At 54.3% G+C, this 22,916-nt stretch carries 21 protein-coding genes; 8 read left to right on the top strand and 13 right to left on the bottom strand.

From position 1 onward, the window contains the following. Positions 1 to 128 precede the first annotated feature (128 nt). A complete protein-coding gene (locus tag PHI12_04135) occupies positions 129 to 1,055 on the bottom strand; it encodes a cation diffusion facilitator family transporter (protein ID MDD5509980.1) in 927 nt (308 codons plus the stop codon). 175 nt (positions 1,056 to 1,230) lie between these two features. On the opposite strand from PHI12_04135, the gene polA reads away from it, so the two are divergent. Continuing rightward, complete coding sequence (gene polA / locus PHI12_04130; protein ID MDD5509979.1) at positions 1,231 to 3,966, top strand: DNA polymerase I; 2,736 nt, start codon at positions 1,231 to 1,233, stop codon at positions 3,964 to 3,966. Next, on the top strand, positions 3,959 to 4,822 hold the full coding sequence (mutM, locus tag PHI12_04125) for a bifunctional DNA-formamidopyrimidine glycosylase/DNA-(apurinic or apyrimidinic site) lyase (protein MDD5509978.1): 864 nt from the start codon (positions 3,959 to 3,961) through the stop codon (positions 4,820 to 4,822). Before polA ends, mutM begins: the two co-directional genes overlap by 8 nt. A 234-nt stretch (positions 4,823 to 5,056) precedes the next feature. Here the strand turns inward: mutM and PHI12_04120 are convergent, their stop codons facing one another. The 7 genes from PHI12_04120 to PHI12_04090 form a co-directional block, all read right to left on the bottom strand. Next, positions 5,057 to 6,034 carry a radical SAM protein gene (locus PHI12_04120; protein ID MDD5509977.1) on the bottom strand — a complete coding sequence of 326 codons (978 nt, stop codon included), beginning with the start codon at positions 6,032 to 6,034 and terminating at the stop codon, positions 5,057 to 5,059. A gap of 14 nt (positions 6,035 to 6,048) precedes the next feature. Then, positions 6,049 to 6,624 carry a DUF3795 domain-containing protein gene (locus tag PHI12_04115; GenBank protein ID MDD5509976.1) on the bottom strand — a complete coding sequence of 192 codons (576 nt, stop codon included), beginning with the start codon at positions 6,622 to 6,624 and terminating at the stop codon, positions 6,049 to 6,051. Between the two features lie 11 nt (positions 6,625 to 6,635). Beyond that, positions 6,636 to 7,205 (bottom strand): flavodoxin family protein, encoded by a 570-nt coding sequence (locus PHI12_04110; GenBank protein MDD5509975.1) that lies wholly within the window; start codon positions 7,203 to 7,205, stop codon positions 6,636 to 6,638. A gap of 34 nt (positions 7,206 to 7,239) precedes the next feature. Next, positions 7,240 to 8,709 carry a glutamate--tRNA ligase gene (gltX, locus tag PHI12_04105; GenBank protein MDD5509974.1) on the bottom strand — a complete coding sequence of 490 codons (1,470 nt, stop codon included), beginning with the start codon at positions 8,707 to 8,709 and terminating at the stop codon, positions 7,240 to 7,242. 64 nt (positions 8,710 to 8,773) lie between these two features. Next, positions 8,774 to 9,670, bottom strand: a complete 897-nt coding sequence (locus PHI12_04100; GenBank protein ID MDD5509973.1) for an RluA family pseudouridine synthase — start codon at positions 9,668 to 9,670, stop codon at positions 8,774 to 8,776. Positions 9,671 to 9,855: 185 nt separating this feature from the next. Beyond that, positions 9,856 to 10,395 carry a signal peptidase II gene (gene lspA / locus PHI12_04095; protein ID MDD5509972.1) on the bottom strand — a complete coding sequence of 180 codons (540 nt, stop codon included), beginning with the start codon at positions 10,393 to 10,395 and terminating at the stop codon, positions 9,856 to 9,858. Next, positions 10,382 to 10,747, bottom strand: coding sequence for a TraR/DksA C4-type zinc finger protein (locus tag PHI12_04090; protein ID MDD5509971.1), 366 nt, complete (start codon positions 10,745 to 10,747; stop codon positions 10,382 to 10,384). Before PHI12_04090 ends, lspA begins: the two co-directional genes overlap by 14 nt. Before the next feature lie 276 nt (positions 10,748 to 11,023). Here PHI12_04090 and PHI12_04085 point away from each other — a divergent pair, with 276 nt between their 5' ends. The 3 genes from PHI12_04085 (at position 11,024) to PHI12_04075 (ending at position 14,455) form a co-directional block, all read left to right on the top strand. Further along, complete coding sequence (locus PHI12_04085; GenBank protein MDD5509970.1) at positions 11,024 to 11,863, top strand: TIM barrel protein; 840 nt, start codon at positions 11,024 to 11,026, stop codon at positions 11,861 to 11,863. Between the two features lie 158 nt (positions 11,864 to 12,021). After that, entirely contained in the window at positions 12,022 to 13,956 is a 1,935-nt protein-coding gene (ftsH, locus tag PHI12_04080; protein ID MDD5509969.1) for an ATP-dependent zinc metalloprotease FtsH, read from the top strand. A gap of 88 nt (positions 13,957 to 14,044) precedes the next feature. Next, positions 14,045 to 14,455: a molybdenum cofactor biosynthesis protein MoaE gene (locus PHI12_04075; GenBank protein ID MDD5509968.1), complete on the top strand. Its 411-nt coding sequence runs from the start codon at positions 14,045 to 14,047 to the stop codon at positions 14,453 to 14,455. A 16-nt stretch (positions 14,456 to 14,471) separates the two neighbouring features. On the opposite strand, the gene PHI12_04070 is transcribed toward PHI12_04075, so the two are convergent. The 4 genes from PHI12_04070 to rsmI all read right to left on the bottom strand — a co-directional run bounded on the left by PHI12_04070 (position 14,472) and on the right by rsmI (position 18,316). After that, positions 14,472 to 15,440, bottom strand: a complete 969-nt coding sequence (locus PHI12_04070; GenBank protein MDD5509967.1) for a polyprenyl synthetase family protein — start codon at positions 15,438 to 15,440, stop codon at positions 14,472 to 14,474. Between the two features lie 43 nt (positions 15,441 to 15,483). After that, a complete protein-coding gene (gene metG, locus PHI12_04065) occupies positions 15,484 to 17,163 on the bottom strand; it encodes a methionine--tRNA ligase (GenBank protein MDD5509966.1) in 1,680 nt (559 codons plus the stop codon). Between the two features lie 88 nt (positions 17,164 to 17,251). Beyond that, positions 17,252 to 17,449, bottom strand: a complete 198-nt coding sequence (locus tag PHI12_04060; GenBank protein MDD5509965.1) for a hypothetical protein — start codon at positions 17,447 to 17,449, stop codon at positions 17,252 to 17,254. 51 nt (positions 17,450 to 17,500) lie between these two features. Next, positions 17,501 to 18,316, bottom strand: coding sequence for a 16S rRNA (cytidine(1402)-2'-O)-methyltransferase (gene rsmI / locus PHI12_04055; GenBank protein ID MDD5509964.1), 816 nt, complete (start codon positions 18,314 to 18,316; stop codon positions 17,501 to 17,503). A 305-nt stretch (positions 18,317 to 18,621) separates the two neighbouring features. Here rsmI and PHI12_04050 point away from each other — a divergent pair, with 305 nt between their 5' ends. Further along, a complete protein-coding gene (locus PHI12_04050) occupies positions 18,622 to 19,761 on the top strand; it encodes a GuaB3 family IMP dehydrogenase-related protein (protein MDD5509963.1) in 1,140 nt (379 codons plus the stop codon). A gap of 53 nt (positions 19,762 to 19,814) precedes the next feature. Then, positions 19,815 to 21,071 carry a glycosyltransferase gene (locus PHI12_04045; GenBank protein ID MDD5509962.1) on the top strand — a complete coding sequence of 419 codons (1,257 nt, stop codon included), beginning with the start codon at positions 19,815 to 19,817 and terminating at the stop codon, positions 21,069 to 21,071. A 10-nt stretch (positions 21,072 to 21,081) separates the two neighbouring features. Here PHI12_04045 and PHI12_04040 read toward each other — a convergent pair whose 3' ends face one another. Further along, complete coding sequence (locus PHI12_04040) at positions 21,082 to 21,879, bottom strand: hypothetical protein (protein MDD5509961.1); 798 nt, start codon at positions 21,877 to 21,879, stop codon at positions 21,082 to 21,084. A gap of 160 nt (positions 21,880 to 22,039) precedes the next feature. Between PHI12_04040 and PHI12_04035 the strand changes: the two genes are divergently transcribed. Then, positions 22,040 to 22,915: a transketolase gene (locus PHI12_04035; GenBank protein ID MDD5509960.1), complete on the top strand. Its 876-nt coding sequence runs from the start codon at positions 22,040 to 22,042 to the stop codon at positions 22,913 to 22,915. The last annotated feature ends 1 nt before the right edge of the window (position 22,916 follow it).

Here is a 22,916-nt window from a genome sequence, read left to right as displayed (position 1 = left end):
AAGCCGGTAGGCGGAACGGTGCTGCTTGTTCTAGGGGCAATAATTCTTTTCGCACTCAATCTATTACGCTAGGCGAAGCCTTCCACACGGGAGCAAGAACTGGTTCTATATGACCTGCGCGTTGCTCACTATTCGATCAGCCGGCTGGCACCGGCATCATTCCTGGAGCAGACCGTATGGCACTGCTCGCATCTGCCGTCGCACGGTTCGAGATGAATGGTTACGTTGGTACCATGAAGCCTGCCCTGTATCTCTTCCTCAATTCGGTCACAGATGTCGTGAGCCTGCTCTAAGCTGAGGGCTTTATTAACTACCAGGTGAAGGTCTATATAATGCTGGCTTCCCGAGTGGCGCGTCCGCAGCTTATGAAACCCTGCCACATCCACGCTGTGTTTTCTCAGACAGGCCTCTATCACCTCCTCATGCTCTGCTGATAGCTTGGTATCAACCAGTATTGCCAGAGACCTGGATATTGAGCGGTAACCCAGCCGGATGATGTAGGCGGCTACTCCGATAGCCACGGCAGAGTCAATGTAGCTGAGGTTGGTCAGTCTCACTGCCAACAATCCGGCCAGCACTGCCAGCGCCGAGTAGATATCGGCGGCGATATTGTTGGCGTTAGCCTCCAGGGCTACCGACCCGGTATTCCTGGCCACCTTTAACAGGTGGCGGGACAGGAAGATACTTACTGCTACGGAGATGGCCATTGCCACTATGCCGGCTCCAGCCATCTCAATGGCAGCGCCGGTCCGTATCCGCTGTACCGATGCATAGATTATCAGGCCGCCGGCAACCGTGATCAGGATACCCTGAACCATACCGGCCACATCTTCCCACTTGCCGTGTCCGTAGGGGTGTTCCTCATCGGCCGGCTTGGCTGCAATGCGGAGGGCTAAGAAGGTGACTATCCCGGCCACCAGGTCGAGCAGGCTATCGGTAGCCTGGGCAAGGATACTGAGACTGCCGCTGAGCCAGGCGGCCACTGCCTTCAGCACTATCAGGCCGATGACGACAGTAATTAAAAGCCGGGCGGCCCCGGTCTTTGTGGAAAACACGGCATGTCACCTCTTACATGATAACACTAAGGGAATTAAGATTTTACATCAGATATCCCTGCTAAGACAATGTTCGATGATTCATGACTCGGTGTCGTTCCAGCATCGGGAAATCGGGGGTGGGTTTTATTAAATCCGCTAACTCAAATCAACCCTGCTCTGCTATAATGAGGCTATGGAGAAAAGACTTCTGGTGCTATTTGACGGTAATGCTCTGGTTCACCGTGCCTTCCATGCCCTTCCCCCGCTGACCGTAAGCAAGACCGGTGAGACGGTGGGTGCCGTTTACGGCTTTGCCCTGATTCTGCTGAAAGCAATAAGCGAGCTAAAACCTACCCACTGTGCCATTGCTTTTGATAAGAAAGCCCCTACCTTCAGACATCAGCTCTTCGATCAGTACAAGGCGCACCGCCCGGCCACCCCGGAGGAGCTGGTCGGCCAGATGGATAGGGTAAGGGAACTGGTAAAGACCTTTAGTATTCCCGTCTTTGAGCTTGAGGGTTATGAAGCGGATGACGCCCTGGGCACTCTCAGTCATCAGGCAAGCGAGCAGGATTTCGAGACAATCGTCGTTACCGGTGATGCCGATGCTATGCAGCTGGTATCGCCGAGAGTAAAGGTATTTGCCCCGAAGCGGTCCTTCGGAGATACCATGCTCTACGATGAGGCGGCGGTAATTGAGAAGTACGGCGTCAGTCCTGGGCATATCACTGATCTGAAAGGGTTAAAGGGTGACCCGTCCGACAATATCCCCGGCGTCCCCGGCATCGGTGAGAAGACGGCTGTCAGGCTTATCGATCAGTTCGGTAGCGTGGAAGAGATATACGCTCGTATTGACCGGGTAAGCCCGCCCAAACTCCAATCCCTGTTGAAACAGAACGAAGCCATCGCCCGACAGAGTAAGGAGCTTGCCACTATTATTACCGATGCACCATTTACCCTAAACCTTGACGAATGCCGGGTCGACCGTTACGACCGCCAGCAGGTAACCGAGCTTTTCCGCAAGCTGGAGTTTTTCAGCCTCCTACCCAAACTGCCCGATGCGGAGGAGAGAGAGGCGACTTCCGAAGTGCTTGTACAAACCGAAAGCAAGCTCCCGGCTGAGCCAGCCTATCACATCGTCAATAGCGGCCGGGCGTTGAACGAACTTCTAGGCCGCCTCTCGCAAGCCGAATCATTTACTTTTGATACGGAGACAACCAGCTTAAATTCGATGTCCGCCCAACTGGTGGGTATCTCTGTCTCGCTGGCCCCGGCCGAGGCCTGCTATATCCCGGTCGGCCATCTTGGCCTGGGACAGATGGAACAGCTTCCCATCGAGCAGGTAATTAGCGGACTTGAGCCGGTACTGGCGGACGGCTCCAAAGCTAAGATTGCCCACAACGGTAAGTACGATATCATAGTACTGGCCAGGCACGGAGTAGAGGTAGCTAACCTGACATTCGATACCATGGTAGCTGCCTATCTGCTTGGTGAGAAATCCCTGGGCTTGAAAACCCTCGCCTTCGGCCGTCTGGGCATAGAGATGACTCCGATTACCGACCTTATCGGCTCGGGAAGCAAGCAGATTCCTATGTCAAGCGTTGAAGTGAGTAAAGCCGCCGATTATGCCTGCGCTGATGCTGACATCACCGGACGGATGGCAGAACTGCTGCGCCCGGAGTTGCAGCGGCAGGGTCTGTGGCAGCTTTTCTCTGAGGTCGAGATGCCGCTAATACCTGTACTGGTCAGTATGGAGATGAACGGGATTGCCGTGGATGTGGGACGGCTCAGGAAGATGTCCCACCGCCTCGGCGAGCGATTAATCGGGCTGGAGAAGGACATCTATAACGGCGTCGGACACCATTTCAACATAAACTCATCCCAGCAGTTGAGCGCCGTACTTTTTGAGGAGCTGAAGCTGCCGCCGGCGAGGAAGACAAAGAGCGGCTATTCTACCGACGCTTCCGTACTGGAGGGACTGCGTGGCGTCCACCCGGTAATAGAGTATATACTGGACTACCGCCAGTTAGCCAAGCTCAAGTCCACATACGTTGATGCTCTGCCGACCTTGGTAAACCCGGAGACAGGCCGGGTGCACACCAGCTTCAACCAGACGAGGACGGCGACGGGGCGGCTCTCGTCCAATGAACCCAACCTGCAGAATATCCCGGTCCGCGGTGAAGTGGGTAGAGAGATAAGGCAAGCCTTTATTGCCCCATCCGGCTCTTACCTTCTGGCCGGTGATTATTCCCAGATTGACCTTCGTGCTTTGGCCCACCTGTCCCGTGATGCGGGGCTGCTGCGAGCCTTCAGCCGGGATGAGGATATCCACACCGCCACCGCATCTCAGCTCTTCGGAGTGGATGCCTCGGGGGTAACGCCGGATATGCGTCGTCTGGCCAAGACGGTCAACTTCGGGGTCATCTACGGTATGAGCGATTACGGACTGGAGCAGGCAACCGAGCTGTCCCGGCAGGAGGCGGCACAGTTCATCACCTCATACTTTGAAAAGTATCCCGGGGTAATGGATTATCTCGAGTCGACCAAGAAGCAGACGAGGGAACTGGGCTATGTCCAGACTTTGCTGGGCAGGAAACGCTTTATACCTGAAATCAAGTCATCTAATCGACAGGTGAGAGAAGCCGCTGAACGGATGGCAATTAACATGCCGGTACAGGGTACGTCGGCCGACATTATAAAGGTGGCTATGGTCAATCTCTACCGGGAGATGGTTAATCACCGGCTGAAGAGCAAGATGCTGCTTCAGGTTCACGACGAGCTTATCTTTGAGGTACCCGGTGAGGAGATGGATATAATGCGTCGGCTTGTGCCGCAGGTGATGTCTACCGCTATGGCGCTCGATGTGCCGCTCAAGGTGGATATTAAAGCCGGTAGCAACTGGGGAGAGATGGAGAAGGAAAGTGCCTGAGCTTCCTGAAGTAGAAACGGTAAAGAATGAGCTTATCCCCCATGTTATCGGACGTCGTGTTACCGGTATTACTCTTAACTGGGAGGGGATAGTCCTTAGGCCTTCGGTAGAGGAATTCCGCTCCTGCCTTATCGGGCAGGAGATAACCCGACTGAGCCGGCGCGGCAAATATCTCATCTTTCACCTTGGTAGCGGCACGATGCTGATTATCCATCTCAGAATGACCGGGTCCCTGCTGCTGAAGCCGGTCCTGGCTGACCCGGAAAAGTTTGTCCGTGCCATAATCCACCTGGACGGTAATTTGGACATACACTTCCGCGACCCGCGTAAGTTCGGGGTGATGTGGCTTACCCGGGACTTAGTCAACCTCGAGACGAAGCTCGGGGCTGAACCACTGGAGGATGTCTTTACTCCTGATCTCTTGGCTGAGCTGTTGGCAAACCGCAAGGCACCGATAAAGGCGCTGCTCCTGGAGCAGGATCTGATCGCCGGTATCGGTAATATGTATGCCGATGAGTCACTGTTTTCCGCCGGAATCCACCCCTTAAGACCGGGGGGTAGCCTGACTATGGCAGAAGTGAGCAGGCTATATCGGAGCATCAGAGAGGTGCTCTCGGCGGCGATTGACCATAAAGGGGCCAGCGTGGATACCTACTACCGCCCTGGTGGTGAAGAGGGCACCGCCCACTTTCAGTTCCGGGTCGCCCACCGTCTTGGCGGTAAGCTCTGCCCGGTCTGCGGCACTCCTGTTGAGCGGATAACCGTTCGCAACCGCGGCACCTACTTCTGCCCCGGGTGCCAAACTCAAGACAAGAGGGAGGGCGGATGTTTTCACGGGATGGATAAAGACGGATAACCTAAACCGGATTTGGCCTCACCTTCGGGGATATGCTACAATTAATTTCAGATTACGCAACCTACAGAAAAGGAAATCACAATGACTGAGAAACAGCTTCCCGACCTGAAGACCTTCATCAGTAATGTCAATAGGAAGGACGAAAAACGTAACGGTCTAAAAATACGTTTTGCCTTCACCAAGCGCAAAAGGTAAACCGAGGCGTGCTTCAACCACTCTGACCCGCCGTATCGATCATAGGAACGGATGTCCCTCGCGTTCAAAGTCGGGGAAATAGTCTTCATGAGCGTCCATATTCTGTGTCCAACCCTTCTTAAGCCCCAGCTCCTCCATTATATCGAGCACCTCCTGGTATTCGGACGGCGATATGCTGCGTGAGAGGAGGAGAAACTGATCAGCCCGGTGTACGGGGTGATATTGCGACATAGCACTGATGGCAACCCGTCTGGAGGTCTCCTTGGCCAGCCAGGTAAGCGAGTCCCGGCTGCCGGACAGTCCGTTGGGCAGGATAAGGTGGCGGACGATTAGCCCCTGCTGCGCCAGCCCGGACTTATCCGTGACGAGCCCGCCGACCTGCCGGTACATCTCCTTGATGGCCTGACGGGACCGGGCGACGTAGTCCGGAGCCTCCGAGAGCTGACTGGCGTAGGCATCGGAAGCGTATTTTAGGTCCGGCAGGTAGATGCTGACAATACCGCTAAGCTCCTCCAGGGTCTTAACAGAGTCGTAGCCGTTGGTGTTGTAGACCAGTGGCAGTTTAAGGCCCATCGGCACTGCCTCCGTAAGCGCACGGACTATCTGCGGCACGAAGTGCGACGGAGAAACGAGATTGATGTTGTGGCAGCCAATCTCGTCCTGGAGATAGAGCATGTTCTCGGCGAGAGTGTGATAGTCTACTTCGTTGGATCTCTGCTTTTGCCAGTCCTGGCTTATCTGGTAGTTCTGGCAGTAAACGCACCTTAGATTGCAGTTGCCAAAGAATATCGTTCCCGAGCCCCGGCTTCCGGAAATGGCCGGCTCCTCTCCATGGTGGGCACAGAATGAGGATACTATGGGCAGCAGACCGGAGTGGCAAAAACCCGTCTCTTCATTGAGCCGGTTGACCCGGCACTCCCGGGGGCAGATGTCACAGGAAGCCAGCCGTGTCTCAAGTCTCCGGGCTCGGTGCTCAAGCTCACCGGAATGGTAGAGAGCAATATAACCCGGTTCCACTGTCTAACCACCCCTCACTTCCTCAACCCCAAATCGATCTTTAGGGTATCGGCTAGATGGATAATTGCCGTCCTGATAGCCTTGGCCTTTTCTTTGATTCCGCTACCCCCGGCTATTCCCGTTTCTATCCCTGATACGGCTTCTCTCAGCCTGTCCGGAGGTAACACCTGGCAGCCGGTGCAATAGAAGCTCTTGGAGCGGCCTTCGTCGTAGTTAGCCAGGAGATAGCGGAGAATTTCCTGTTTTTCATTTTCCCGCCGCACGAATTCCCTGATGCCATTCTTCTCAATGAAGGCAAAGTTGGCCACAACCGGCTGGTAGGAGATGAAGGAGTCCTGATGCCTGGTCGAACCGAGAATCCCGGCTACCCTCTCGCAATCTCTCCAGTCGCTGCACTCGGCGCATGTCTCAAGACTTTTCTGCTTTACGCAGCAGATGATAAAGCCGCAGGACGGGTGCTTCTGCTCAAAGCCCGGTCCGCAACAACCGGGACACCTTGAGGAACCCTCGGTGTAATATCTCGGACACAGACCGCAGTCGAGGCAGCAGGCGCCGACTACGGGATACTTCTTGAGCGGGTACTTTCCCATGGCAAAGCAGGTTAACCCTTTACCTTCTTCAGCAGGAAAGCAACGTTCTTGCCAAAGTTCCAGGCTGTTCTCATGCCTTCTTCGTCCTGCTCCACGTTACCCTTCTCGTGACTGCCGAAGGCAACATTCCAGTATGTAGAACCGGGTACAAAACACCCCATGACCTGAAACCAGAAGGTCAACTGGGCCAGGGTAAAGTTCTTGCCCGCCCGGCGCGCCACCACCAGGGGGCCGCCCACCTTACCCTCAAAAGCCCGGCCGTTCCAATAGGTGATATAACCGGTCCTTTCCATGAGCGCCTTGATCTGGGCTGTCGCCGAACCGAAGTAGACCGGCGAGGCAAGTATGATCGCATCCGCCTCCTTCATCCTGGTATATACTGGCCATAGGTCGTCATCAATAGGGCATGACTCCTCTTTTTTGCAGGCATAACAGCCGTTGCAGGGTTTTATGTCCAGACCGGCCAGGCTGATAAGCTCGGTCGCTATTCCCTCCTCTTCGATTGCCTTCAAAGCGTGCCGGCTTAAGAACTCCGTGTTTCCGTTTTTTCTCGGGCTGCCCGAAATAGCAATAGTCTTCAAGTCATAACCCCCTTGTTCTATCTGGTAGGAGATGTCATAGGCTGCGCAGCTTGCTCAAAGCGGCGCTAACCCGGTCCATCGAACGCTCCTTACCCAGGACTGCCATTGTTTCAAAAAGTGGCGGCGCCACCATCCGCCCGGTAATAGCTACTCTCAGCGTACCGAAGAGTTGCCCTGTCTTCAGCCCCATCTCGTCAGCCAGCGGCCTGAGCACCGTCTCCAGAGACGTGGTATCAAAGGTTTGCCGGTGCTCAAGCCTGTTCCTGACTGCTAACAGCGCCTGGATGGATGACTCCCGGTTCATCTTCTTGACTATCAAGAGGCCGGGCTCATAGTCCAGCTCATCGGTGAAGAAGAAGTCGGTCAGCTCCGGGATCTCGGCCAGGGTGCGGGCTCGCTCCTGGACGAGGGGCATAACCTGCCTGACATATTTGATAGATAACGGCCGCCTGACCTTGTCGGGCAGGCCTTTTTCTAGGAATGGCAGCGCCCGTCGGGTAAAGTCTTCGAGGCTCAGGCTGCGGATATATGCCCCGTTCATCCAGTTGAGCTTGTCCTGGTTGAAAATAGCCCCGGTACGGCTGATCCTATCCAGGGAAAAACTGGCGATCAGCTCGGCACGGGAGAATATCTCGGTCTTGTCGTCGAGAGACCATCCCAGCAGAGCGAGGAAGTTGAGCATTGTCTCGGGCAGATAGCCCTGTTCACGGTACTCGGTTATCGAGACCGAACCGTGTCTTTTACTCAATTTGGCACGGTCATTCCCTAATATCATGGGCAGATGGGCGAACTGCGGTGGCTCGAAGCCCAGGGCCTGATACATCAGGAGGTGGCGGGGAGTACTGGACAGCCATTCCTCAGCCCGCAGGACATGGCTTATCTCCATCAGATGGTCATCGACCACATTGGCAAGGTGATAGGTTGGATAGCCGTCCGACTTAAGCAGCACCAGGTCGTCGATGGTGCTGTGGTCAAACACTACCTCGCCCCAGATGAGGTCGTTGAACCTGGTGCTTCCCTCGAGCGGGGTCTTGAAGCGGACTACCGGCGTAATCCCCTCCGCCTCTTTCTGCGCCCGCTCCGCCTCGCTTAAATTCCGACAGCGCCGGTCGTATCCCGGCGGCTGCTTGCGCCTGGCTTGCTCTTCTCGCATCTCTTTGAGGCGCTGGGAGGAGCAGTAGCAGTAATAGGCATCCCCTTGCCTGATCAAACGCTCGGCTGCCTCACGGTATAAACTGAGACGCTGTGATTGAAAATATGGTCCGTAGTCCCCCTTTACCTCGGGGCCTTCATCCCAGTCAAGCCCCAACCACTTAAGACCTTCCAGAATGGCCTCCAGAGCGTCATCAACCTTGCGGGCGACATCGGTATCCTCGATGCGGACAATGAACTTGCCCCCGCTATGGCGGGCAAAGAGCCAGTTGAACAGGGCGGTCCTGATATTGCCGACGTGGGGGTAGCCGGTGGGGCTGGGAGCAAAACGTACTCTAACTTGTTTGGTCATCTGAAAACTCTCATTTCGCTGTTATCAAAACTCTTAGTATTCTAGCACTTTAGGTGTCAAGATTTCAGCCGATATCCTCCAGCACCCGCTCCAGTTCGGGCGGCAGGTTGGAGGTGAACTCAACGTACTCGCCGGTGGAAGGCAGCTTAAAACCCAGCCGGCAGGCGTGGAGAAAAAGCCGCGGCAACGGGTCAGTCCTCGAACCGTAGACTCTATCACCAGCTACCGGATAACCGATTGTGGAGAGGTGGACCCGGATTTGATGGGTACGGCCGGTCTCCGGCCTCACCTCAATCAGAGTGTAACCTGCCAGGTGCCGGATAACATGATAGTGAGTGCGCGCCTCCCTGCCTTTACCTTCTGCCACCACTGCCATCCTCTTCCGGTTACGTGGGTCACGACCGATAGGTGCTTCGATGACCCCGTTATCCGGAGTGAGCTGCCCTTTGACAAGCACCCGGTAGGCTTTCGCCACCGAACGGGTCTTAAACTGACCGATTAGATCAAGCTGGGCCCGGCTATTCTTAGCTACCACCATAACCCCCGAGGCGTCCTTATCCAGCCGGTGTACGATTCCCGGCCGCAGCAAATCGCTCTCAGGCAGTTTGGGAACATGGTTGAGGATGGCGTTAACCAGGGTGTGGCTCTGGTGTCCCGGTGCCGGGTGGACCGTCAGTCCAACCGGCTTGTCGACGACCAGGAGATCATCATCCTGATAGATAATATCGAGCGGGATGGCTTCAGGCAGCGGGGGTTGGGGAGAAGGGGGCAGGGTGATATTTACTCTATCACCAACGTCGAGCTTAGTTCCGGCCTTAGCCAGGTGGTTATTGACCGTGACCAGCCCCTCGGTAATGAGATTCTGTGCCTGGGTCCGGGAAATCCCGGGGCATTTCTCAACAATATACCTGTCGAGGCGTAAACCCGGTTCACTGGCGGCAAAGCGAGATTCTTTACTCAACACGGTTCATCAACAAAACGGCACACTTTCACTAAGTATACCAGCTTCTACCGGGAATAGGTAAAGGAGTAGCGTCTTGAAGAAAACTTAATCGCCAGCCGGATCGGTCCCTGTATACTGGCAGAATTGCAACCGATCCTTTCTTTAGCGGGTTTCGTTGATCGTTCCGGATATGTTGATAGTCCTCAAATCTGATGGCAGTCCGCCTCGTTTCTCCTGTCTGCTTCTTGCTTCTCTTTGACCAGGAGATATATCAAAGAGCCAGCAAAGACACCGACACCGCCGGTTATCGATGCATCGGAGATGTTATAGGTGGGAAAGGTACCGACACCGATAAAGTCGGTAACATAGCCCAGAGTCATTCGGTCGATCAGGTTTCCCACCGTACCGCCGAGCATTGCACCCAGGGCTCCCTTGCTTATGATGTTATTCAAGAAGGTAAAACGGCGGCACAGATAGAAGGTATAGACCAGAATGATACCGGCACCGATAAAGCTGACTACCGTTAGAGAAGGAGCATGACCCTGGAAGATGCCGAAAGCAGCGCCGGTATTCTGGGTATGGGTTATGTGGAGAAAAGCCCCCTCCGGCACTGATTGCCCCACGGCTATGTTAGACCTTACCCACGCTTTGCTGAACTGATCTGCGAGTACCAGCGACAGAGCGATAAGGGAAAAGGCGATATTCTGCCACCGCTCACCCCGAAGATTACTAACCTTTCGCACTCTTTGCTTGACCAGCCTTACAATCCAAACACAGCCTTGCCTCAGGAAGCGCCTCCAATCGGGCCAGGGGTATCGGGTTACCACAAACCTCACACAAGCCGTAGGTTCCTTTTGCAAACTTATCGAGGGCGTTCTCAACCGCCATCAACTGGTCCTTGGTACGCTTCTCCATCTCTAACCTGGTCTCTAGCTCAGCGGTTTCGGTAGCCTCCTCCTCTCTTTTGCCGAAAGGACTACCCTCACGCCTCTCATCCGTAACCAGAGCGTTGGCCTCCATCTGCTCCAGTTCACGGTTTAAGCGTTCACGCTCGCTCTCCAATCGAGAACGAAGGATATCAAAATTCTCAGTCACACTGACCTCCTCCAACTCACCTGTCAAATCTCGAGGCACTCCTTTTATCTTTCTTGCTTTGAGTTGAAAAGTAAGTTGTTATGTTAGCTAAAATAAAACCCTGGGAATCACCAGGGTACAACTACCATTAGTGTATCTAATTTATTCCATTTTATCAAGCCCTTTATCTGCCGATTGCTCGGTACAAGTATGCCTGATCCCCTTTCCGTTAATTAATTGCGGTTGTGATATACTATACCATCATATTCGGGATAATCAAGAGGGAGATGGAAATAGATGGCGGGGTTGCTTTTTGGTACTGCCGGTATTCCTCACAGCACCAGCCTGCGGTCTGCGGTCTGCGGAATCGAGCGATCCGCTGAGCTTGGGCTCGGTTGTATGGAGATGGAATTCGTTCGGGGGGTCAAGATGAGTGAAGCGACTGCCTACCAGGTTGCCGAGACAGCCGCTAAAGCGGGGATAAGGCTGTCCGCCCATGCTCCCTACTTCATTAATCTTAACGCCCACGAGCTGGCAAAGATAAAAGCCAGCCAGCAGCGGCTACTGGCAACAGCACGCATTGCCGCTCTCTGCGGGGCGGAAAGCGTTGTCTTCCATCCCGCTTTTTACCTAGGTAACCCTCCTGGTGAGGTCTATCAGACTGTCAAGAAATACCTGAAAGAAACCCTGGATCGGTTGAAGAGTGAGAATAATCGGGTCTTAATCAGACCGGAGGTTATGGGTAGGGTTGCTCAGTTCGGAACAATGGACGAAATATTTGAGCTAAGCAGTGAATTGGAAGGGCTGGCTCCCTGCCTGGACTTTGCCCACTGGCATGCCCGGACGGGGGAGTCTAATTCCTACCCCGAGTTTTGCACTATCCTGGAACAGGTCAAAGAACGTTTGGGGCAAACTGCCCTGGGAAATATGCATATCCACATCTCTGGTATTGCCTACGGGAAGAAGGGCGAATTGAATCACCTGAATCTGAAAGAGTCTGACCTGGATTATGTCGAACTTCTGCGTGCTTTCAGGGACTATGGCATCAAGGGGTTGGTCATCTGCGAAAGTCCCAACCTGGAGTCAGATGCCCTTCTACTGCAGGAGACTTATAGCAGACTGCTCCAGACGGAATGATTACTTGGGCAAGAGCCGGCAGGATAAAACCGGCCATAGTGATAGAAATGAGGCAAACCGCTTGGTTTCCCTGTTTACGGCTATTTCTGGTATAATGAACCTGAGGTTGGCTTATCAGGTAGTGAAAAAGGATAGCTGACCATAAGGCAGGACACAGAATGAACTTTGGCTTAAACCGTAACCTGATAATATTCATAGTTATGCTGGGCGTTGCAATAGCCCTTTTCTCTTTCTTACCGATGGCAGATGATAAACCGGAGGAAATCAGTACAGAAGAAGCGATTGCTATGTCCCAGAACGGGGAGATTGAGAAGATTGTCGTGGATGGCGAGGCATTACTGATTACCAGCACTAGCGGCACGGAGCTAAAAGCGGTAATCGGAGCCCTGAGCCTGGTTGACCTCAGGGAACTGGGCCTTAACCTGGAAGGAGTAGACTGGGAAGTAACTCCATCAGGCATTAACTGGGGCAGTATGGTGCTGAATTTCCTTCCCCTAATCATTTTTGGTGGTCTGTTGTTCTTCCTGTTCCGCCGGGCGCAGGGTGCTAACAGCCAGGCAATGAACTTTGGTCGCAGCCGGGCCCGGCTGCTGGCCACTAACACTCCGACAGTAACCTTTGACGATGTCGCCGGGGCAGATGAAGCGAAGCAGGAGGTTCGTGAGGTTGTCGATTTCCTCAGGTCGCGCGAGAAGTTCCAGAAACTGGGCGCTCGTATTCCGAGAGGGCTCTTGCTGATAGGGCCGCCCGGTACCGGAAAAACGCTGCTGGCACGGGCCATCGCCGGTGAGGCCAGAGTACCTTTTTATTCAATCAGCGGCAGCGAGTTCGTGGAGATGTTTGTTGGCGTTGGTGCCTCCAGAGTGCGAGATCTCTTTGAGCAAGCAAAACGCAATACGCCCTGCATTATTTTCATTGATGAAATCGATGCCGTGGGCCGTCACCGCGGTGCCGGACTTGGTGGTGGTCACGACGAAAGGGAACAGACCCTTAACCAGATTCTAACCGAGATGGACGGCTTTGACACCAATACCAATGTGATCATTCTCGCTGCCACCAACCGGCCCGATATACTTGACCCGGCCCTGTTGCGTCCGGGGCGCTTTGACCGCCGGGTAGTCATGGACCGACCTGATATTAACGGACGGACTGCGATCCTGAAGGTTCATACCAATGGCAAGCCGTTGGCGGAAACAGTCAGCCTCGAAGTGCTGGCGAAACAGACTGCCGGCTTCAGCGGTGCCGACCTTGCCAATCTGGTTAATGAGTCGGCTATTCTGGCGGCCCGTCGGGGTAATGAGACCATTTGCATGAATGAGCTCGAGGAGTCCATCGACCGGGTAATCGCCGGTCCGGAGAGAAAGAGTCGCAGAATAAGCCCCAAGGAAAAAGAAATCACTGCCTATCACGAGGCCGGACATGCCTTCGTTGCCAAGATGCTGCCCAACGCTGACCCGGTGCATAAAATATCGATAGTGGCACGCGGTATGTCGCTCGGCCACACCCGGCAGCTGCCTGCAGAGGATCGCTACCTGATGACACGCTCTCAGTTTAACGATATGCTGGCCACCCTTCTCGCCGGTCATACGGCAGAAAAACTAATCTTCGATGAAATGACCACCGGTGCTTACGACGATATCGAGCGTGCTACGGTAATCGCCCGCAAGATGGTTACCGATTATGGAATGAGTGATAAACTGGGCCCGCGAACCTTCGGTCACAAGGAGGAGCTAATCTTCCTTGGTCGTGAAATTGCCGAACAGAGGAACTACAGTGAGAAGGTGGCTGAAGAGATTGATGATGAGGTCCATCAAATCATTGATCATGCTTATCAGGTAGCCAGGAAGATTCTAACCAAGAACAAGCCGAAACTGATAAAGATTGCCGAAGAGCTCATCGCTAAGGAGACTCTGGAGGGTGAGGAGCTCGAGGCTTTGCTCAGCAAGACCGTCGCTACGCCGGTAAGGAAGGCCAGGACGGAAGCCGCCCCTAGACAGGAAAAGGCTACGGCTAAAGCCAAGCCGGGGATAAAGAAAGCGCCGGTGATACCCCTCGATATCCTGCCCAAAACGGCCCCGGCTACGCTTGATTAGCAATAGATAAGGCTGTCTTGGCATCTCGGGTAAAAAGAATTCCCTGATATCAAGGCTGTAATACGATAATTTGGGAGATAGTCACGGCATGGTAGAGATTACAGTAGGGCCTATATCGCCGGAGGTTATCATCAACCGGGTTAAGGGTGAAAGTAGCGGCGGTGTCGTTACTTATGTCGGTCTGATTCGGGAAAGTTCACGGGGCAAAGAAGTTGCCTCTGTGGAATATCGCGACATTGACGGTAGGGCGGCAAGCCGGCTGGAGGAGATAGCAGACGAAACGAATAAAAAGTGGCAGCTCAATGCTATCGCCATCTGTCACAGAACAGGCAGGCTGAAGGTAGGCGATATCAATCTGGTGGTAGCCATAGCCAGTGCCCACCGCAGGGAGGGTTTTGCTGCTTGCCAGTATGTTATCGACTGCTTCAAGGAGAAGCTGCCCACTGCCAAAAGGGAGACCTATCTCGACGGTAGTGTCTGGACCGATGGGGAGAAATAAAAGGGTTAAGCAGTAACTATTTCTTCCGGGCTAGCACATACTCCGCCAGTGCTTGAAGAGAACGACGGCTGGCATTGTCAGGCAGCACCTTGAGACTGAGGCAGCATTTAGATTGATATTCTGCTGCGATCCGGTAACATTCCTCAACGAGCGGCGAGTCGCGAAACAGCTCTATTGCCCGTCTGATATTCTCCTGCCTGTCGCCTTCATTCTGAAACAGCCTCCTTACCGGGTTGTCATCGGGATGATGCTCGAGAATCAGCATCGCCGGCAGGGTGAGCGTCCCCTCTGTCAGGTCTGAACCTACCGGTTTGCCCATCTCCTTCTCATCGCCGATGAAGTCCAGGATATCATCCACAATCTGAAAGGCGATGCCAAGGTTGTATCCGTATTCCCTTAGTGCGGTAACCATTTCCGGCGGTGCCTGGCCCAAGATGGCACCTGACTCGGTAGCCAGGCAGAGCAGGGAGGCGGTCTTTCCCGAAATCCTCTCTAAATACTGCTGTCTGGTCTGCTCAAGCCTGAACGCATCGAAAGACTGATGCAGCTCGCCGCTGGCGATATTCTTTATGGTCCGGGCGAAGAGTCTGATTAACGGCAGGTTTTCCGCAGCGGCGGCAAGCTCCTCGGCCTTAGCCAGCAGATAGTCACCGAGTAGTATTGCTTTGTCCTCGCCCCACAGCTTGTTAATCGTGGCACGGCCGCGGCGTTCCGGAGAATTATCGATAGCATCATCATGGACCAGGGTGGCCGTATGCAGGACCTCAACAGCGAGTGCCATAGGTAAAAGACACTCGAGGTTGTAGCTAAAGGACTTACCCGATAAGAGGACCAGGGCCGGGCGAACCCTCTTGCCGCTAGCTCCCAGGCTATGCGCCAACAGCTCAGAAATCCGGGGGGGGCTATCCTGATAGATTGAGCGTAGCCCGTCCTCTATCTTACCCAGGTCTTCCCGGATAGGCGCATAGATTTTATCTAACGACAACAATCCCTCCTATGGTAAAAGCTCCTTGCTAATCCAATAAGCCCTACTGGCTAGCGGAACTCTGGCGCAAGCGGTTGCTCTCCTCTTCCGCTAGTTCTTCATCCAGCTTGGAGAACAGTGCCTCGGGTGGAAGCAGCTTCTGCCCCGGTGCGGGGACATGCAGCCGCCAGCCGTCGTCCCCGACGCTGCCGGTAAAGCCAAGATATTCGTGCAGCTTTTGGGAGCTGAAGGGCAGGAAGGGATATAAAACCGTTCTCAAGCATGAGATAACGGTGGTAGCAACATACAGGGCGGTGGCAGCCGCTTGCCGGTCATCTTTGATTACCTTCCAGGGAGATTTCATATCCAGGTAGCGATTAGCTTCCTGGGCTAAGGACATCGCTGACTTTACCGCTTCTTTGAAGTGGCACTCTGAGATAAGCTCCTCCACCTTTCCGATAGTAATCTCCGCTTCTCTCATCATGTTATTACTTGTGTCATCAAGTTCCCCGGGCTCCGGCACACAGCCGTCGAATTTACGGTAGGTGAAAGTAAGCACCCGGTGTACCAGGTTCCCGTAGGTCGCCACCAGCTCATCATTGTTACGCCGGATTAACTCGCTCCAGGAGAAATCGGTATCGTTGGTCTCTGGCATACTGACGGATAACAGGTAACGCAGCGGGTCGGGGTCATAGCGCGACAGGTAGTCAGGCAGCCACACCGCCCAGTTCCGGCTGGTAGAAAGCTTCTTCCCCTCAATAGTCAGGAACTCGTTAGCCGGCACATCGTAGGGCAGATTCAGGTTTCCGCAGCCCATCAACATCGCCGGCCAGATAATAGTATGGAAAGCGATGTTGTCTTTACCGATGAAGTAGTAGCCCTTAGCCTCGTCACCCTGCCAGAAATCGCGCCACTTCTCCTCGTTACCACCGAGCTGGGCCCACTCTTTCGTTGCCGAAAGGTACCCGATGACGGCCTCGAACCAGACATAGATACGCTTGCCTTCAAATCCCGGTAGCGGCAGTGGTACTCCCCATTCGATATCACGGGTAATCGCCCTATCGTTTAGCCCGCCCTCCAGGTAGCTCAGGGTAAAGTTACGGACGTTCTGCCGCCAGTAGTCCTTCTTCTTCACCCATTCCAGCAGCCTGTTCTGGAATGCGGATAGTTTGAGGAAGAAATGCTCCGAGTCTCTGAACTCGGGAGCTTCGCCGCAGAAGGAACACCGTGGTTGAACAAGCTCAGCGGCATTCAATGGTTTGCCGCAATCATCACACTGGTCGCCACGGGCCTTTTCCGACTGGCAGTAGGGGCAAGTGCCCCCGATATAGCGGTCGGTCAGGAAGCGTTGACAGCGGGGGCAAAAGGGCTGGGAAACGATACCCCGGTAGATGTAGCCATTATCAAGAAGTGTGAGGAAGATCTCCTGTACTGCCCGGGTATGGTTCGCCGTGCCGGTCGAAGTAAAAAGGTCAAACGAAATCCCCAGCTTCTGCCACGATTCGATAAATTCCTGGTGGTACCGGGTGGCAATAGCTCCCGGTTCGACGCCTTCCCGCTCTGCCCGGAGGGTTATGGGTGTGCCGTGCTGGTCAGACCCTGATACCATTAAGACCTGGTTGCCTTTCATACGGTGGTAGCGGGCAAATATATCCGGAGGTAGATATGCCCCGGCAACCTGACCAAGGTGTAATGAACCGTTGGCGTAGGGCCAGGCAACCCCGATAAAAATTCTCTCACCCATAGGCTCTCCCTTGCTTAAAAAACTGAATTTACTGCCATCCGGCAGCACTCCTTATTAATACCAGCCAAAAACCAGAGCGGTTTAAATCTCACTCCGAAAAGAAGGTCAGTACCCGCTCCCCCTTCTCTTCTTTGTAGTGGGCATAGCCTTTGTCCAGGCTGCAATGCTGACAGAGACGCTTCATGCTGCCTTCCTCTTCAATGATGAGATAATGTCCGGAGTGGGAAATAATACGCTGACAATCATCGCACCGGACATCGCCCAGAGAGATACAACCCCGACGCATTTTATCATTCCTCCTCGGTTCAGTGATATAATTCTACGCTATTCCGGAGACTCAGGGCAGCTTAAGCCAGGCACGATAAAGCTCCTTCCGTGACAGTCCCGTCTCCGAGGCTGTTCTGGTTATCGCTTCTCTGGCCCTTATTCCGGACTGACGCATACCGCTTAGCTGTTCTTCGATCTCAGTGGTCAACTGTGGTTTGTCCTCTTCATCCCTGCCGGCAATGACCAGGGTAAACTCTCCCTTCGGCTGGGTGAAGTGTTCTATCGCCTCGCTTATCGTACCCCGGAAGACTTCTTCATATACCTTGGTCAGTTCACGGCAAGCGGCTATCCTTCTGTCTCCCAGAGCGAGTCTGATATCGTTCAGGCTGGCCCTCAGCCGATGAGGTGTTTCCAGGACGACGATGCTGCCGCATTCACCAGCCACCGACTCCAGAAGCTTAACCCGGCTGCTCGCCCGGCGAGGCAGAAAGCCCAGATAGATAAACCTCTGTACTGGTAGTCCTGAGACAGCCAGCGCCGTGATGACCGCCGAAGGTCCGGGAACGGGCACCACCGGGACACCCCGCTCACTGGCCGCTACGACCAACTCATAGCCGGGGTCGGACATCCCCGGCATCCCGGCGTCGGAAACAAGGGCCACATCTTCACTGCCGAGACGTTCCAGCAGGTAATCCAGCTTGGCCTTCTTATTATGCTCGTGATAGCTTGTTAGCGATGTCTTAATATCATATTTGGTGAGAAGCTGCTTCGTCCGGCGGGTATCCTCAGCCGCAATCAGATTCACTTCCCTCAGGGTACGCAGGGCACGCAGGGAAATATCTTCAAGGTTACCAATCGGTGTCGCCACCAGGTAAAGAACCGGCATCGCCTATTATCTTCCTCAGCCTAGATATTATAAACCGAGACTTGATCACCCGTCCACACCGGTGTATATCATCGGCTACCAAATCTGTTATTTCCCTTTGATATCCTTTATAATACACATACCAGGAACAAAGGTCCCCCATCCACGGCATAAACTCGACTACCGGACGGTCTGTTGAATCAGTTGATCACCCTCTGCCTGCCCGGCGAATCGCAAACCCGGCCCGGCAAGGTGCCTGCGGTTATAGTTCCTTGACTTTGAATTGCTCTCTTTGGTATAGTTTCTCTTTAAGAAAGGATGGTAATATGGCTTCTGCCCAGTTTAAACAGCTACGGCGTGCCTACGGATTTGATGAAGTAGCGATAGTGCCCGGAGAGGTAACCATCAATCCCGACCAGACAAACATAGATTTCAAGATAGGGAACCTCACCTTTTCTATTCCCATCATCGCTTCAGCGATGGATGCGGTGACCGATGTCAAATCCGCTATTCTGATGAGCAAGCTCGGTGGTCTGGCCGTTCTCCACCTGGAGGGTGTACAGACTCGTTACGATAACCCGGATGATATTCTTGGCGAAATCACTCGGGCATCGAATACCGAGGTAACCGCTCTGCTCCAGAAGATCTACTCCCAGCCGGTAAAGGAGAACCTTATCGGTGAACGAATAAGGGGGATTAAGGAAGCAGGGGCGGTATGCGCTGTGTCGGTAATGCCGGCCAACGCCAAGCGCTTTGCTCCTATAGTTGCTGAAGCCGGAGCCGACGTCCTTTTTGTCCAGTCCACGGTTACCACTGCCAAACACGTCTCAAAAAGCTATCGCGGGCTGGTCTTTTCCGAGCTTTGTGAAGCAATAACGCTGCCTGTTGTCGTGGGTAACTGTGTCAGTTACAATGCAACCCTGGAGCTGATGAGAACGGGAATCTCCGGGGTACTGGTTGGTATCGGGCCGGGCGCTGCCTGCACTACCAGGGAAGTGCTCGGTATCGGTGTTCCTCAGATAACAGCCACTATGGACTGTGCTGCTGCCAGGGACGAGTACCAGCGTGAGTCCGGCCGGTATGTGCCGATAATCACCGACGGGGGTTTTCGCAAAGGCGGAGATTTGTGCAAAGCCCTGGCGGCCGGAGCCGATGCGGTAATGCTGGGGTCTATCCTGGCTCAGGCTAAAGAAGCTCCGGGGCGGGGTTATCACTGGGGTATGTCCCATCCGCACCCGGCGTTGCCCAGGGGTACCCGGATAAAGGTCGGCACCACCGGTTCAGTGGAACAGATCCTCTTTGGCCCTACCTCGGTTACCGATGGCAGCCAGAACCTGGTCGGGGCAATCCGAACCGCGATGGGTGTCTGCGGTGCTTTGAATATGCAGGAAATGCATCAGGCTGAGATGGTAGTGGCTCCGGCGATTACCACAGAAGGAAAGTCCTGGCAACTGTCGCAGCGTTAGGGTGATATCCCCGGCCACACTTTGTATCTGCACAGCACGCAGGGGTATTGGAAATGCTGCATAAAATCTCCCTGGGGATATCTGATATTGACAGGTATCGCCGTGTCTGTCACCGGGAGCTCATCGATGAAGTTGTCAGTCTGGGGGAAGAGCTAAAGGGACTGCGTCTGTGCCATATCAATTCAACTCCCTTCGGTGGCGGCGTAGCCGAACTCTTGGTCTCTTTCATTCCGCTGTTACGGGGCTTAGGTATTAATGCCGACTGGCAGGTGATACGTGGCGACCAACGGTTCTTTACCATTACCAAGGGACTGCATAATGCTCTGCAGGGTGCTCCTTTTGAAGCGATTAAAAAGGAGAGCATCAGAAGGGCTTATCTGGCCAATAATCTGGCTAACGCCCGCGAGCTGGACGCCGACTATGATGTCTTTATTATCAACGACCCTCAGCCGGCCGCCCTGCGTCATTTCCTGCCCGAGCACAACAGTGCCAAATGGATATGGCGCTGCCATGTCGATAGCTCGCAGCCAGATGCTATGGTGTGGAACTTCCTGCGCCCGTATATTGAAGGGTATGATGCTGCCGTCTTTACCACCGGGGAGTTCGTCCCGAAAGACCTCCGTCTAGCCAGGATTGCTACTATGGCGCCGGCGATTTGTGCCTTTACCTCGAAGAATATGTTTATCGATCGGGAACTGTGCCGGGAACTGCTGGAGAACCTCGGTTTCGATCGTAGCCGTCCTATCATTACCCAGGTATCCCGCTTCGACCGTTGGAAAGACCCCTTCGGTACCATAGCCGCCTACCGGCTGGCTAAGAAAAAGGTGCCGGGGTTGCAGCTGGCTATGATAGGTAGCTTTGCTCAGGATGACCCTGAGTCCGGGGATATGTATGCCGCTATCAATACCGAAGCCAATAAGGATGATGATATGTTCATCTATTCCAACCTGACCGGGATGGGTAATATGGAGGTCAACGCCTTTCAGCGGGCTAGCGACGTTGTCGTTCAGAAATCGATCAGAGAGGGGTTCGGGCTGGTGGTAGCCGAGGCGTTATGGAAAGAAACTCCGGTGGTAGCCGGTAATGCCGGGGGCATACCCCTGCAGATGACCGGTGGACTTAGCAACTACCTGGTAAACAGCATTGAGGAATGCGCTGAGAAGATAGTATTCCTTCTGTACCATCCGGAGGTGTGTCACAGGTTAGGTGAAGAGGGTAAGAGAATCGTTGCGAAAAACTTCCTGATCCCCAGGCTGATTAGAGATGAACTCAGACTGATAAAGAGCCTGCTGGACGGGCAACCTTCTTAAAGCCAGTTCCTTACTCCTCCTCCCCTTCTTCTTCTTCTTCCTCCCCCTCCTCACTCTCTTCGCTCAAGATTTTCCCGGTAATCCGAGGCAGTAGGGCCTTAACCGTATCCTGCCGGCGCCGTGCCGGGAGGGCCAGCTTATCAACCGCTCTCCTGAGTTCACTTAATGCCTCTGCCGGCTGTCCATTACCCACTGCCACTATTACGCCGTCCGCTCCGGCCTCCCACAACGCCCCAAGCTCGGTAGCGGTTACTTTTGCCGGCACCGGGATCAGCAAGGGCTTCACCAGCGAGGCGGCGAAGTGCCGGACGAGCATCAAGTACTGCCAGGTAAGCAGTGAGCTGTTACTCTGGCCGTCAACAATGAGTACCGCATCCAGCGGCAGTTTGTTAATCGTTCTCAGCAGGCCTTCGCTTATCGACGCGTTAACCTCCAGTATCTTGCCTGCTTTGGTATCCTGAATGTCCCTCAGCGGTGTGCTGGCTGGGAAAACGATGAAGTCGCAGTCGATCCCTTTCAGGTCTGTTTTACCTCTCCCAGCGTCTTTCAGCCAGACGCCCCAGGGTATACCGGGTACAGCCTGGGAGCATTCCCGGAGAGCCCTGGCATCAGCCTTAGTTCTGGAAATAGACAGCAGCCCGGCATCGGCATCACCGATACGGTCAACTGCTTCGCCGGCATCAGCCGGGGTTAAAATGGCAATCAGCAGCATCCCTGGCTTGGGCGGGGATGCCTGTCTGGCCCGGAATCCGATGGCCTGTGGGCCGCCGTTTGCCGTCCGGTTTAGTTTATCTATCAGCTTGCTCACTACTCACACCAAGGGTAATTATAGAAGAAATCGTAGCAAGAATTCAATTCAGATGTCTAAGTGGTCCTACCGGGGCCGGGTAAGGCGCCCGGCGCAATCGATAGACTTGGCGTTGCCGGCCATAGTATAATAGGCCAGACTCTCGGGGGTGTTGCCGTAATTGTCGGAACCAAGTAGTAAATCGAGAACCTCGGCGGATAAGATAAAAGCCGGGGTTTTTTCGTCGCTCTCACCGGAAGATATGAAGACCGTGGCGAAAAGGCTGCGCCGCCACATCATTTCAATGATAGGTGAAGCGGGCAGCGGTCACCCCGGCGGCTCTCTATCTGCCGTAGAGATTGTTACCGCCCTCTATTTCCGCGTGCTCAGGCATAAGCCGCTTGACCCCTGCTGGCCGGATCGGGACAGGTTCGTCTTGAGCAAGGGCCATGCCGCCCCGCTGCTCTATGCCACCCTCGCTGAATGCGGGTACTTCCCGGTTGAAGAGCTGCTCACCTTAAGAAAGCTGGAAAGCCGTCTCCAGGGCCACACCGACTGCCGGCTGATTCCCGGAGTAGAGATGACCGCCGGCGCTCTGGGGCAGGGGTTGTCCTTTGCCGTTGGCGTCGCCCTGGCCGGTCGTCTCGACTCAAAAGACTACCGGGTCTACGTTCTGGTTGGGGACGGGGAGTGCGATGAGGGTCAGGTGTGGGAAGCGGCTATGGCGGCGGCCCATTTCAAGACAGATAACCTGGTGGCTATTGTGGACAATAACGGCCTGCAGCTTGACGGCTGGAACCGTGATATTATGAACTTGGCTCCGTTTGTCGAGAAATGGCGGGCTTTCGGCTGGCATACCGTCAGTGTTGACGGGCATGACCTTGCCGGGCTTGACGCCGCCTTTGAGCAGGTGCGGTCGGTCAAGGGGCAACCGTCAGTTATTATTGCCCGTACCGTCAAGGGTAAGGGGGTCAGCTTTATGGAGAACCAGGTCGATTTTCACGGCAAAGCCCCTAATGCCGCCGAGGTAGCAATGGCACTGAAGGAGCTGGAATAGA

The organism is Dehalococcoidales bacterium, assembly GCA_028716225.1.
Lineage (GTDB): Bacteria > Chloroflexota > Dehalococcoidia > Dehalococcoidales > UBA5760 > UBA5760.
This window is presented reverse-complemented; position numbering and strand designations above follow the sequence as displayed.

Bases quoted from the DNA above. Each gene is read 5' to 3' on its own strand.
- metG (MDD5509966.1), bottom strand. From the start codon at position 17,163: ATGGGTGAGAGAATTTTTATCGGGGTTGCCTGGCCCTACGCCAACGGT.
- PHI12_04050 (MDD5509963.1), top strand. From the start codon at position 18,622: ATGGCTTCTGCCCAGTTTAAACAGCTACGGCGTGCCTACGGATTTGAT.
- gltX (MDD5509974.1), bottom strand. From the start codon at position 8,709: ATGACCAAACAAGTTAGAGTACGTTTTGCTCCCAGCCCCACCGGCTAC.
- PHI12_04115 (MDD5509976.1), bottom strand. From the start codon at position 6,624: ATGGGAAAGTACCCGCTCAAGAAGTATCCCGTAGTCGGCGCCTGCTGC.
- rsmI (MDD5509964.1), bottom strand. From the start codon at position 18,316: ATGCCGGTTCTTTACCTGGTGGCGACACCGATTGGTAACCTTGAAGAT.
- ftsH (MDD5509969.1), top strand. From the start codon at position 12,022: ATGAACTTTGGCTTAAACCGTAACCTGATAATATTCATAGTTATGCTG.
- PHI12_04075 (MDD5509968.1), top strand. From the start codon at position 14,045: ATGGTAGAGATTACAGTAGGGCCTATATCGCCGGAGGTTATCATCAAC.
- PHI12_04085 (MDD5509970.1), top strand. From the start codon at position 11,024: ATGGCGGGGTTGCTTTTTGGTACTGCCGGTATTCCTCACAGCACCAGC.
- PHI12_04060 (MDD5509965.1), bottom strand. From the start codon at position 17,449: ATGCGTCGGGGTTGTATCTCTCTGGGCGATGTCCGGTGCGATGATTGT.
- polA (MDD5509979.1), top strand. From the start codon at position 1,231: ATGGAGAAAAGACTTCTGGTGCTATTTGACGGTAATGCTCTGGTTCAC.
- PHI12_04045 (MDD5509962.1), top strand. From the start codon at position 19,815: ATGCTGCATAAAATCTCCCTGGGGATATCTGATATTGACAGGTATCGC.